General features: G+C 56.0%; 10 protein-coding genes. 9 read left to right on the top strand and 1 reads right to left on the bottom strand.

Going from position 1 to position 12451, the window contains the following annotated elements; translation table 11 throughout:
* Positions 1 to 149 precede the first annotated feature (149 nt).
* Complete coding sequence (locus I3V23_11740; GenBank protein QPI85212.1) at positions 150 to 659, top strand: hypothetical protein; 510 nt, start codon at positions 150 to 152, stop codon at positions 657 to 659.
* Positions 660 to 684: 25 nt separating this feature from the next.
* Here I3V23_11740 and I3V23_11735 read toward each other — a convergent pair whose 3' ends face one another.
* Complete coding sequence (locus tag I3V23_11735; GenBank protein ID QPI85211.1) at positions 685 to 2121, bottom strand: glutamate dehydrogenase; 1437 nt, start codon at positions 2119 to 2121, stop codon at positions 685 to 687.
* A 266-nt stretch (positions 2122 to 2387) separates the two neighbouring features.
* Here I3V23_11735 and I3V23_11730 point away from each other — a divergent pair, with 266 nt between their 5' ends.
* The 8 genes from I3V23_11730 (at position 2388) to I3V23_11695 (ending at position 12363) form a co-directional block, all read left to right on the top strand.
* Positions 2388 to 4025 (top strand): hypothetical protein, encoded by a 1638-nt coding sequence (locus tag I3V23_11730; GenBank protein ID QPI85210.1) that lies wholly within the window; start codon positions 2388 to 2390, stop codon positions 4023 to 4025.
* The gene (locus I3V23_11725) at positions 4022 to 4567 is read left to right on the top strand and encodes a pilus assembly protein (GenBank protein ID QPI85209.1); all 546 of its coding nucleotides are present in this window, start codon (positions 4022 to 4024) and stop codon (positions 4565 to 4567) included. Before I3V23_11730 ends, I3V23_11725 begins: the two co-directional genes overlap by 4 nt.
* Positions 4564 to 5199: a hypothetical protein gene (locus tag I3V23_11720; protein ID QPI85208.1), complete on the top strand. Its 636-nt coding sequence runs from the start codon at positions 4564 to 4566 to the stop codon at positions 5197 to 5199. Before I3V23_11725 ends, I3V23_11720 begins: the two co-directional genes overlap by 4 nt.
* Before the next feature lie 104 nt (positions 5200 to 5303).
* On the top strand, positions 5304 to 6557 hold the full coding sequence (locus I3V23_11715) for a sarcosine oxidase subunit beta family protein (protein QPI85207.1): 1254 nt from the start codon (positions 5304 to 5306) through the stop codon (positions 6555 to 6557).
* Positions 6558 to 6571: 14 nt separating this feature from the next.
* Positions 6572 to 6847 carry a sarcosine oxidase subunit delta gene (locus tag I3V23_11710; GenBank protein ID QPI85206.1) on the top strand — a complete coding sequence of 92 codons (276 nt, stop codon included), beginning with the start codon at positions 6572 to 6574 and terminating at the stop codon, positions 6845 to 6847.
* Complete coding sequence (locus I3V23_11705; GenBank protein ID QPI85205.1) at positions 6837 to 9776, top strand: sarcosine oxidase subunit alpha family protein; 2940 nt, start codon at positions 6837 to 6839, stop codon at positions 9774 to 9776. Before I3V23_11710 ends, I3V23_11705 begins: the two co-directional genes overlap by 11 nt.
* Positions 9769 to 10332: a sarcosine oxidase subunit gamma gene (locus tag I3V23_11700; GenBank protein QPI85204.1), complete on the top strand. Its 564-nt coding sequence runs from the start codon at positions 9769 to 9771 to the stop codon at positions 10330 to 10332. The genes I3V23_11705 and I3V23_11700 overlap by 8 nt, the downstream gene beginning before the upstream one ends.
* 78 nt (positions 10333 to 10410) lie before the next feature.
* Positions 10411 to 12363, top strand: coding sequence for a DNA primase (locus tag I3V23_11695; GenBank protein QPI85203.1), 1953 nt, complete (start codon positions 10411 to 10413; stop codon positions 12361 to 12363).
* The last annotated feature ends 88 nt before the right edge of the window (positions 12364 to 12451 follow it).

Here is a 12451-nt window from a genome sequence, read left to right as displayed (position 1 = left end):
CTTAAGATCTTTGGGGCGTGTCGTGAGTGAAACTAGGGCGCATCCCGCACCATGACAATCTGCACAAATCCGCAAAAAGATGTGCATCTTTGCGAGGGCCGATATTCCATGTATGAGCGGGGAGCAGATTTCAGCGAAAGGAATGCTTCGTGGCCAAGAAACGCGCCCAAGACGAGATTATCGGCTATATCGCCCCCAATATTGCCCGCCGCAGCTTTGCGGTGTTTTGTTTGGGTGGCCTAGGGTTTCTTCTGATCATGATTGCGGCCACAAACCCGCCCCAACATATCTTCTGGCTCTTGCTGTTGATTGTGTTTGGCGTGGGGTCATTGGGGATGACCTATAAATTGTGGGAAGCCTCATCGCACAAATTGATCCTAACCCGCGAATGCCTACGCGAAGAGAATGGCCGCGTGCTGTTCCATATAGACAATGTCGAAAGCGTGGATCGCGGGTTTTTCGCGATGAAGCCCGCGGGAGGCTTTATCGTCTTTTTGCACAAACCCGAGGAAGGGGGTCGCGTTTATGCCCCTGGTCTTTGGCGGCGTTGGGGGAAATCTGTGGCTGTTGGCGGCGTCACATCCGCAGGCGAAGCCAAGGCCGTAGCTGATTTGATCAAAATCATATTGGCGGAGCGGGATTTGGGGGCGAAATCCTAAAGCGCGAACCCGCCCCCGAAAGAGGTCATAACCCTTTTGCGCGATAGCTTGCCGCCACACGAGCAATGGACACCAAAAATCCCGCCATCCGCAAATCAGGCACATCGTGGCGATCGTGCCAGACCTCGCGCATCGCCTGATAGGCGGTGCGCATCGTATCATCGAGGCCCGAACGCACCAATTCCAACTCTCCTGCGCCGCGCAGATATTTTTGTTTGAAATCGGGCGACAACGTCCAACCAATGCCCGTGTCGCGCGACAGCCGCTCCAGCTCATTTACGATCAATTCATGGCGGCTTTCTTCTTGGCGGCGCTGCATCCGACCAAATCGGATATGTGACAGGTTCTTCACCCACTCGAAATAGGACACGGTCACGCCACCCGCATTGGCGTAAAGATCAGGAATAATCACCACGCCCTTTTCGCGCAGCACATCATCCGCGCCAGCGGTGATCGGGCCATTGGCCGCCTCAATGATGAGCGGTGCTTTGATCCGCGCGGCATTGGACAGGTTAATCACCCCTTCAAGCGCTGCAGGGATCAGGATATCGCACTCAGCCTCAAGCGCAGAGGCGCCATCCTCGATGAAGGTGCCGCCTTTGAAATCACGCACACCGCCCGTGGCAACGATATGTGCGCGCAGGGCTTCGATATCCAAACCCTGATCATTATGAACCGCGCCATCGCGTTCGATCACATGGGTAATCTTTGCGCCATCCTCATCACGCAGAAACAGCGCCGCATGATAGCCCACATTGCCCAAGCCCTGCACAATGATACGCTTGCCCTCAAGGTCGCCCGATAGATTGGCCGCCTTGATATCCTCTGGATGGCGAAAGAATTCCCGCAAGGCATATTGCACGCCTCGCCCTGTGGCCTCGATACGGCCTTGAATACCCCCCGCATGAATGGGTTTCCCTGTAACGCAGGCCTTTGCATTAATGTCGGTTGTGTTCATGCGAGCATATTGATCTGCAATCACCGCCATCTCACGCTCGCCCGTGCCCATATCTGGGGCGGGCACGTTTTGACTGGGGTTGATGAGATCACGCTTGATCAACTCATAGGCAAAGCGGCGGGTGATGCGGTCGAGTTCATCTTCATCCCATTCGCGCGGGTCAATGCACAGACCACCCTTCGAGCCACCAAATGGCGCCTCTACAAGCGCACATTTAAACGTCATCAGGGACGCCAAGGCCTCAACCTCATCTTGATTGACATTGGGGGCATAGCGGATGCCACCTTTTACAGGTTCCATATGCTCGGAATGCACCGAGCGATAACCTGTAAAGGTCTTAATTTCGCCGCGTAGCTTAACGCCAAAACGCACCACATAGGTGGAATTGCAGACGCGAATTTTCTCCTCCAATCCGGGGGAGAGATCCATCAACGCGGCCGCACGGTTGAACATCAGTTCAACGGATTGACGAAAACTCGGTTCATTTGCAGGGATGCTGGCCATAGCTGTTCCTTCCTTAGACAGCGAACAAAACGGCGCGGGTGCGATTAAATTTACATATCCCCCCTCATCGCACCCAAACTTTGCCAAATCATGACACTCAAAAAGGGTTTGTGATCTGTGTCACACTTCGAACCCTACGCCTTGCCACGAAGATTGCAAAAAACTTCGTAAACTCTTCCCGTAATCGCCGCATTTTCGCCGCTCTTTGAGGACATGACAGGAAAGCCTCCGCCAAATCTGCGGTGGGTCAGGTCAATGGATTGAGGATGATGCAGGGAAAACCGAAAACGGCACAGCTTTGCCGCCATGGTTTGGGCGCGAACCGATTCTGGCGGGACGAGCAAGGATCGGTCACGATCTTTGTGGTGCTGTTGACGATGGTCATGGTTAGCCTTGGCGGCTTGGCGGTGGATGTGATCCGCTTCGAATCTCAACGGGCGCAATTGCAAAGCGCGATTGATCGTGCGGTTCTTTCTGCGGCAGGCACCGCCAATGATGAGGCCGAAGTTTCTAGCATCGTCACACAATATTTGAACGCGCAAAACATTACGCCCTCGCGATTAACCCCTGATTATTTCATCCAAGATGGTCGGCGGATCACAGGGGTGCGCGTAGAACAAGATGTTCGCACCTATTTCTTGCGCTATTTCGGATTCAACACCTTGCGGGCAGAGGCCAATTCGCGGGCGGAACAGAATATTCGCTCAGTCGAAATCTCGCTGGTTCTGGATCGCTCAGGTTCCATGCTGGACAATTCCAAGTTGGACTGGATGAAGACCGCAGCGACCAATTTCGTGACAGAGATGCTTGGAAATAACCGAAGCAGCGATGTGGTTTCGATCTCAGTCATTCCTTTCAATGATCGCATTGTTGCGGGGACTGCACTGGCGGGCGTGTTCAATTTTACCGAAGAACACTCCTTCAGCACCTGTGCCAAATTTCCAGATGACAGTTTCTCATCGGTTGCGGTCACCCCATTTGACCCAATCGAGCGCACCATGCATTTCGATTATATCTACCAATATAATTGGATACCCTTCGCACAGGCCTATTGCCCAACGGATGACGTGAACGCGATCTTGCCTTGGTCTAACGATGAAGCCGAGATTAATGCCCATATCCAAGGCTTGGTGGCAGAAGGTTTTGCGCGACCTGACCAAGCGTTGAAATGGGGCGCGGCCCTGCTTGACCCTGCGGCACAGCCTGCCGCGGCAGTTCTGGCCAGCGATGGCGAGATTCCCGCGAGCTTTGCAAATAGACCAACCGCTTATAGCAATGACGCGTTAAAGGTCATCGTCTTGATCGCCGATGGCATGGCCAGCGGTGAAAGCCCTGATGTGGCACAACAATTCAAACGCGGATTTGCGCCCATCTACCGCTTTGAAGCGGGCGGTGTTGTGCGATGGTCAACCTATCATGCCGCGGCTGGTCGTTATTATGTCACAAGCGGCGCAGCCCCCTTTGATACCGCAGGCACATGGCAGTCTGAGCCCTTTGGCGGTGCAGCAGCGCAGCAACTGACGTGGCCTGAACTTTGGGCAACGCGGACATCAAGGTCGATCCTGTTTGACTTTTATTACCCGATGACAATCCGCGCGGCCCTAGACGGCTTGGTCGGATGGGGCAACGCGTATGATGCGTATTTTAACTTCAGCGACAATGCGATCTCTCTGGCCGATACGACCGCCCGCTCAAACCAGAATTTCGAGACCCTCTGCGCGGCAGCTGCGGCGCGTGACATTGTGATCTTTACGATCTCGCTGGATGCGACTGAATCAGACGCCGCTATATTGCAAAATTGCGCTGCGACAACCTCCAACCATTACTTAACGCGCAGCAGCAACCTGACGGATGCTTTCGCCTCGATCTCCGAGGCCATCGGTATGTTGAGGCTGATTGAATGAAACATCTTCACACATGGATCAAAGACGAGAGCGGCGCTTCGACCCTCGAATTCGTGCTCTTATTTCCCGTGGTCTTTTCGGTGTTTTTGATGTCGCTTGAGACATCCATCATCATCGTGCGCCAAGCTATGTTGGAACGGGCGGTCGACATCACCTCGCGGAGCTTACGCCTCTCTTCGCGACTTGATCTGACAACTGACACAGTCGCAGACATGATCTGTGACAAGGCACGGATTATCCGGAATTGCCACGAGACAATCTCTCTCGATCTGCGCTCGATTGTGCGGCCAAGCTATGTGCTGCCTTCACGCGATGCGATGTGTATCGACCGCAACACCCTGCTACGTCCCGTGACGCGGTTTGAGCCAAGCCAGACCTTGCCCAATGAATTGATGCTTCTGCGCGTCTGTGTCGAGATTGATCCGTTATTGCGGGTTTCGGCCTTGATGGCCCAAATCAATGGCGACACCAGCGGGCGTTTGTTCATGGAAGCAAGCACGATTTTCGTGTCTGAACCCATCACTGAGGTGGCCCAACAATGAGGCGCGTAATTAAAAAATTCCTGCACCAAACACAGGGCGCAATCGCGATTGAAGTCGCGCTTATCCTGCCCGTGTTGATCGCCATTATCGTCACTTGCTTGGCGCTGTATGACGGGTTTCGTCATTACACCATGACCACGCGCGCCAGTAATGTTTTGGCAGAGTCCATATCGCGCATTGAAGCCGTTCTGACCCCTGAGGATATTGAGGGATTATTGAACGTGTTTCGCTACATGACCCATCAAGAAACAGGCACGTCTTTGCGCGTGTCGCAGTTTAAGCGGATCAATGATGAGGTAACGCTAGATTGGTCATATGGGGCAGGCGATCTTGCAGCAATGGATGGCGCCACCGCCATCTCAGCCCGTTCACGCCTTCCCGCCTTGCCAGAGGGCAGCCACATCTTGTTGGTCGAAACCCGCTTTGTCTACGAGCCGATTTTGAATTTCGATATGCCTACGCGGGTGTTCGACAACTTCATGCCAACACGGCCTCGATTTGGGGATCGGGTGATCTTTTCCTTGGCGTCTGGTGCGCAATACTGCGTCAGCAATTGCAACATCTCAGAAGGGATCGGGATGGAACCTGTCCCTGCGCCCGAGGGCGAAGCGCCCACCCTGCCCCAGCCCTAGGTGATACTGAAAGAGTCGGCAAAATACCCGAGTTTGTCGCAACTTGACGAAACCCTTCTGCGCTGCTGTCCTAGGGTGAGCTTAGGGACAAAGGGAGAGGTCAGATGCGCTATTCAGGCCTTCGTGTGATCAGCGAAGGATTGCGAGGGCAAAAATCATGGACGCGCGCGTGGCGCGATCCTGCTCCAAAAGCGCAGTATGACATGATTATCATTGGCGGTGGCGGCCACGGTCTGGCAACCGCCTATTACCTCGCCAAAAATCATGGCATCACAAATATTGCCGTGCTTGAGAAGGGCTATTTGGGCGGTGGCAATATCGGTCGTAATACCACCATTGTGCGCGCAAATTACCTACTTGAAGGCAATTCTCAATTTTACAGCCATTCTCTGAAACTGTGGGAAGGGCTAGAGCAAGACCTGAATTACAATGTCATGCACAGCCAGCGCGGCATCATCAACCTGTTCCATTCAGACGGGCAACGCGATGCCTTTGCGCGGCGCGGGAATGCGATGATCAATCAAGGCGATGATGCGATCTTGTTGGATCGTGATGAATTGCGGCGCATGATCCCCTATCTCGATTATGATCAAACCCGTTTCCCAATTTTTGGCGGGCTCTACCACAAACGCGGCGGCACAGCGCGCCATGATGCGGTGGCTTGGGGCTATGCCCGCGCGGCGGATCAACGTGGTGTAGACCTCATCCAGAATTGCGAAGTCACAGGGATTGATGTGCATCAGGGCCGCGTCACGGGTGTCCAAACCACGCGGGGTGCCATTAGCGCACGCAAGATTGGCGTTGTGGTGGCGGGACGCAGTTCTCAGGTGGCCGCAATGGCAGGTCTGCGCTTGCCCATTGAGAGCCATGTGTTGCAGGCCTTTGTCACCGAAGGGCTAAAGCCCGCAATTGACCATGTGATCACTTATGGCATGGGGCATTTCTATATCAGCCAGTCTGACAAGGGCGGACTGGTCTTTGGCGGTGACCTTGATTTTTATGCATCCTATGCCTCGCGCGGGAACCTGCCCACTGCAGAGCATGTGGTGGAAACAGGTATGACTCTCATGCCGATGATCGGACAGGCCAAAATGCTGCGCTCTTGGGGCGGGATTATGGATATGTCCTCGGATGGCAGCCCCATTATCGACAAAAGCCCGATTGAGGGCCTCTATTTGAATTGTGGGTGGTGTTATGGCGGCTTTAAGGCCGTGCCGGGATCGGGTTATGCCTTCGCACATCTTATGGCCACAGATCAGCCGCATCAAAGCGCCGAGCGCTATCGCCTCGACCGGTTTGAGACGGGGCGGGGCCTCATGGATGAAGAAGGCCGCGGCAGCCAACATAATTTGCATTAGAGATCGAGACGGTTATGCGTATCCCCTGCCCCATTTGCGGCCAAAGAGACAGCCGCGAATTTCGTCCCAAAGGCGATATCACATATGCAGATCGCCCTGCGGCTGAGGCGGGCGCGGCGGAGTGGCACAGCTATCTGCATTTGCGAGACAATCAACCGGGCCAAATCGTTGAGATTTGGCGTCATGCACACGGCTGCGGGGCGTGGATATCTGTCACTCGAAACACAGTCAGCCACGCCATCCTAGGGGCACAGTTGCTCCGCGATCGAGGGCAAGATCATGCGGGTTGAGGGCAAAGGACGGATCAATCGCGACAAGCCGCTCAATTTCACCTTTGACGGCAAAACCTATCAGGGGTTCGAGGGCGATAGCCTTGCCTCTGCCCTTCTGGCCAATGATGTCGCATTGGTCGGGCGCAGTTTCAAATATCACCGCCCTCGCGGGATCGTGACGGCAGGCTCGGATGATCCAAACGGCTTGGTTGAACTGTCACGCGGGCCATATGGGGCCGCAATCCCGAACACACGCGCCACGATGCAATCCCTCTATGAGGGGCTTGTTGCGCACAGTCAAAACCATCTCGGGCCGCTTGGGTTTGATCTTTTGGCCGTGAATGATCTGGCCGCGCCCTTCTTAAGCGCGGGGTTTTACTACAAAACATTCATGTGGCCGCGCCGCTTTTGGGAAGCGGTGTACGAACCCCTGATCCGCCGCGCAGCGGGTTTGGGCCGCTTGTCCCGCGAGATGCAGGCAGAACCATCTGAAAAGGCCTTTGGGCATTGTGATCTTCTGGTCATTGGCGCTGGCCCTTCGGGCCTGACTGCCGCCCTTGTCGCGGCTGAAGCGGGCGCGGATGTGATCCTTGTTGACGAGAACACAGAACTCGGCGGCAGGCTTTGGCTTGAGGATGCTGCGATTGACGATATGCCTGCGCAAACTTGGCTCGCGCAGATATCGGCCAAGCTTTCTGCAATGCCCAATGTGCGGATCATGCCGCGTTGCACAGTCACGGGGGCCTATGATGGTGGCACCTATGGCATGATCGAGCGCGTGGGACTTGAGCAGGCCCCAAGTGGCACTGTGCCGCGCGAATGTTTCTGGCGCATCACTGCGCGCGCTGCGATTTTGGCCACGGGCGCGGTTGAACGGCCCATTGCATTTGCAGACAATGACCGCCCGGCCATTATGATGGCAGGCGCAATGCGATCCTATCTCGACCGCTACGGCGTCTTACCAGCGCGCAAAATCGCGCTGTTTGTCAGCACGGATCAAGGACATCGCGATGCGCTTGCCTTGCAGGCCGCGGGGGCAACCCTTGCCGCCGTCATCGACCCGCGCAGCGATGCACCTGCGCTTGGCGATTATCCCCTTTATCGTGGTGCGGAGGTCGTGGCGACACGCGGCCGCACGCGTATCTCGGGCATAACCATTCGTGATGCCGCGGGAAAAACCACCGATATGGACATCGGCGCTTTGGGAATGTCTGGGGGATGGAACCCCAATATTCACCTTGCCTGCCATATGGGCGCCCGCGCAATTTGGAACGCGGAGAAATCCTGTTTTCTTGCCCCTGAGGGCGCGGTGCCTGCCCTGCATTACGCAGGCAGTGCTGCAGGATATTTCAGCACTGCCGAGTGTTTCACCTCGGGGTTTGCAGCGGCGATCAATGCCCTGTCCGAATTGGGCCTGACGGCCCCTCATACGCCCTGCCCAATCGCCCCCGCTTCGCGCGAGACAGCGAGGCCCCATTGGGTGGTTTCTGGCAAAAAGCGGGCATGGATAGATTTCGCCAATGATGTGACCACCAAAGATATCCGCCTTGCCGCGCAAGAAGGGTATCAATCGGTCGAACATATGAAGCGCTACACGACCCAAGGAATGGCGCCCGATCAAGGACGCAGTTCAAACACGACCGCGATTGCGGTTTTGGCAGATGCCACGGGTCGTGGAATTTCCGAGACTGGCACGACAACCTATCGCCCACCTTTTGTGCCCGTGTCCCTTGGTGCGATTGGCGCAGGCGCGCAAGGCAAAGGGTTTGCACCCGAACGCCTGACCACCAGCCATGCAGCAAGTGTTGCTCGCAATGCCCCGATGGTGGCCACGGGCCTGTGGTATCGTGCGTCCTATTTCCCACAAAATGGCGAGACAACGTGGCTGCAATCCTGCAACCGCGAGGTGGGCTATGTGCGCAATGCGGTCGGTGTTGTCGATGTTTCCACTTTGGGCAAAATCGCCGTGTCTGGCCCGGATGCCGCGCGGTTCCTTGATTTTGTCTACAGCAATATGATGTCGACCCTGCCAGAGGGGCGTGTGCGCTATGGTTTGATGCTGCGCGAAGATGGGTTTGTTATGGATGACGGAACCTGCGCGCGCGTAGGCCCCTATAACTATGTGATCACCACGACAACCGCCGCCGCAGCCGAGGTCATGGCGCATCTGGAATTTGTGGCGCAGGTCTTTTGCCCTAATTGGAAACTCAGCCTGACTTCTACAACAGAGGCTTGGGCGCAATTCGCGGTTGCAGGGCCAAAGGCGTTCGACCTCGTGGCGGGTCTGACCAAAGGACTGCGCCGCGATGAATTGCCCTTTATGGGATGGGTCGCGCGGGATGTTTTGGGCGTGCCTGCCCGCATTTTCCGCATCTCTTTCTCAGGCGAGGAAGGGTATGAAATCGCGGTTCCCGTGGGCTATGGCGCAAGCCTTTATGACGTGCTTTTGACCCGCGCCGAAGCGATGGAGGGCGGGCCTTATGGGGTCGAGGCCCTCAACGTCTTGCGCCTTGAAAAGGGCTTTATCACCCATGCCGAAATCAATGGCCGCGTGACCGCGGGTGACTTGGGCATGGCGGGGCTATTGTCCAAGAAGAAAAGTGATTTCATCGGCCGTGCAGGCGCAGCGCGCGAAGGGCTGCTTGACCCTGCGCGCCCTGCATTAATCGGGTTGCGCCCTGTTGATGGCCAATCAAAAATTCTTGCAGGCGGGCATTTGTTCGAGGCCGATGCAAAACCCAGTCGGGAAACCTCAAAAGGCTACGTATCTTCCGCCTGTTTCTCGCCGACCTTGGGCCATCCAATCGCACTTGGCTTCTTTGTGGATGGGCGCGCACGACATGGGGATCAAGTAAAAATGGTTGATCATCTGCGCGGGCAAGAAACCCTTTGCGAGATTTGCCCGCCTGTCTTCTTTGACCCTGACGGAGGGCGGATGCGTGACTGATCTTTCCCTAGCCCCAGTTGTAACGGGCCCCAGTGAAATCTCTCATGGCGCGATGCAGCTCAGCATTGATGCCCCCCAAAACATCACGGCACTCTTGCCCCATCCAAACTGCCTTGATGCGGTGAACACGATCCTGAAATCTGATTTGGGCCTAAAATTTCCTGCGCCTAGTGAGGTCGTCACACACGACACACTGCGGCTGATTTGGAACGGGCTAGATCATGCGCTTCTTTTGGGGACTTCAGCCCCCCTCGCCCCCTTGGCACCTTACGCGCTTTTGGCAGATCAAAGCGGGGCTTTGGCGCGGTTCACGCTGACAGGGCCTGATCTGGCCGAGGTTTTGGCGCGGCTTTGTCCGTTGGACCTGCGCCCCACCGCCTTCGGGCCATGGCGTTCTGCGCGCAGTTTATTGGGCCATATTGATGCGCTATTTGTGACATCCGATGACGAAGGTCACATCGAGATATTTGTGATGCGATCCATGGCGCAATCCGCCCTGACCGAACTGACCCATGCAATGCAAGGGGTGGCGGCGCGCAGATCAGCCGCACTATGAGTTTGCCCACAGGGTTCTCCACAGAGGATCACACGGCGGCATCTGGACAGCGCCCGCGTTCGCGAAGATACTCGCCCCATGAGTTTGCCGCCTGGATTTTTGGATGAATTGCGCACCCGCATCTCGCTGTCGCAGGTGGTCGGGCGCAAAGTCATGTGGGACAACCGCAAATCCAATGCGGCCAAGGGGGATATGTGGGCCCCTTGCCCCTTTCACCAAGAGAAAACTGCATCCTTCCATGTCGATGATCGCAAGGGGTTTTATTATTGTTTCGGCTGTCAGGCCAAAGGCGATGCAATCAGCTTTGTGAAAGATACTGAAAATGTCAGCTTCATAGAGGCGATTGAAATTCTTGCGCGTGAGGCAGGGATGCCCATGCCAGAACGAGATCCACGCGCACAGGAAAAATCAGACGCGCGCGAGAAATTGGCACAGGCCACCGAGGCGGCGGTGCAATTCTATAAGCTACAGTTGAAATCCTCTGCGGCCCGTGACGCGCGGGATTATCTTGAAAAGCGGGGCCTAGATGAAGCCACGCTTGCACGGTTTGAAATCGGCTTTGCCCCATCAGCACGGCGCGGGACCTTTGAGGCATTGCAGGCCAAAGGTATCGCTGCCGAGGATATCATCACCGCAGGGATTGCCAGCAAACCCGATGATGGTGGCGCGCCTTATGATGCGTTTCGAGATCGGATCATGTTTCCCATCCGTGATCCGCGCGGGCGCTGCATCGGCTTTGGCGGGCGCGCGATGGATCCGAACGCACGCGCCAAATATCTCAACAGTCGCGAGACACCTCTGTTCGACAAGGGGCGCGCCTTGTTCAATCACGGCCCCGCCCGCGAAGCCGCGGGCAAGGGCCAGCCTTTGATCGTGGCAGAAGGCTATATGGATGTCATCGCGCTATGGCGTGCAGGGTTTGAGGCGGCGGTGGCCCCGCTTGGCACCGCCATCACCGCCGATCAATTACAACTCATGTGGCGCATTTCGCCCGAGCCGATCATCGCCCTTGACGGCGACAAGGCGGGCTTGCGCGCCGCAATGCGCCTGATTGATCTAGCCCTGCCCTTGTTGGGTGCGCAAAAATCCCTGCGGTTTTGCATCCTTCCTGAGGGCCAGGACCCTGATGATCTGATCCGTGCCAAAGGGCGCGGCGCAATGCAAACCCTGATTGAAGGGGCGCAGCCCTTGGTCAACCTCTTGTGGCAACGCGAAACCGAAGGCCGTGTTTTTGACAGCCCCGAACGGCGCGCCGAGTTGGACAAATCTTTGCGCCGCGCCACGGCACAGATCCAAGATCCTGATTTACGCCACCACTACGATACAGCATTCAAAGACCTCAAATGGCAGCTGTTCCGCCAAAAACGGCAGAGTTCCGCAGCACCTAAAACAGCCCGCAGCCCCCGCAAGGCTGGGTTTATGCGCCCTGACCTCCCTCTCGAACCTTTGGCGGAAACCCGTGCCTCGGCCCTCGCATCAGGGGCAATTAGCGAAAAAGATCTGCGTTGGTCGGTCATCTTGGCGTTGTTGTGTCTTTACCCCGCCTTGCTCGATCATTTTGAGCCGCAGCTTGACCGACTGCACCCTGAGCTGGAGGAATATCGCCGCCTGAGCGCGCATCTTTTGGGGACGCGATGCCGTGACAAAGAAAGCCTTAACCAAGAATTAGAGGCTTTTGGGTTATCTCCCCTTCTTGAAAATCTGCTCTCAATGGGCCATGTCCGCATTACACCGCCCGTTTTATCGCAGGGCGCCGAAGACAAAGCACGAGACTGCCTCACGGAGGAATTCGCGAAACTGGCCGCGTGGCATGGGATCGACCATGAAATGGCCGAAGCCCTTGAGGGGTTGGATCGCACCGAAGACGATCCGCACCTGTCATGGCGTTTAACTCAGGCCTTAAAGACGTTACAACAAGCCACAAAGCCGAAAAGAAACGACCAAGCGGATGCCAGTGAAGACACATCTGCATATTCAAACCGCCTGCGCCACTTGATAGAGGAGCGTGTGTGGGAGAAGAAAAAACGTTAATCCGCTTTGCGAATCACTGATTCGCACTACAATGATTTCAGGTGCAAGCGTCAGCCGACCTTGGCCGAGCTTGAACGAAAAGGATAAT

Source organism: Rhodobacterales bacterium HKCCA1288, from assembly GCA_015693905.1.
Lineage (GTDB): Bacteria > Pseudomonadota > Alphaproteobacteria > Rhodobacterales > Rhodobacteraceae > M30B80.
Note: the sequence above shows the minus strand (reverse complement) of the source record. Positions and strands in the feature narration are given on the sequence as shown.

Excerpts from the sequence above, each read along its gene's own strand:
- I3V23_11725 (QPI85209.1), top strand. The coding sequence starts at position 4,022 with ATGAAACATCTTCACACATGGATCAAAGACGAGAGCGGCGCTTCGACC.
- I3V23_11715 (QPI85207.1), top strand. The coding sequence starts at position 5,304 with ATGCGCTATTCAGGCCTTCGTGTGATCAGCGAAGGATTGCGAGGGCAA.
- I3V23_11705 (QPI85205.1), top strand. The coding sequence starts at position 6,837 with ATGCGGGTTGAGGGCAAAGGACGGATCAATCGCGACAAGCCGCTCAAT.
- I3V23_11720 (QPI85208.1), top strand. The coding sequence starts at position 4,564 with ATGAGGCGCGTAATTAAAAAATTCCTGCACCAAACACAGGGCGCAATC.
- I3V23_11710 (QPI85206.1), top strand. The coding sequence starts at position 6,572 with ATGCGTATCCCCTGCCCCATTTGCGGCCAAAGAGACAGCCGCGAATTT.
- I3V23_11730 (QPI85210.1), top strand. The coding sequence starts at position 2,388 with ATGATGCAGGGAAAACCGAAAACGGCACAGCTTTGCCGCCATGGTTTG.
- I3V23_11735 (QPI85211.1), bottom strand. The coding sequence starts at position 2,121 with ATGGCCAGCATCCCTGCAAATGAACCGAGTTTTCGTCAATCCGTTGAA.
- I3V23_11695 (QPI85203.1), top strand. The coding sequence starts at position 10,411 with ATGAGTTTGCCGCCTGGATTTTTGGATGAATTGCGCACCCGCATCTCG.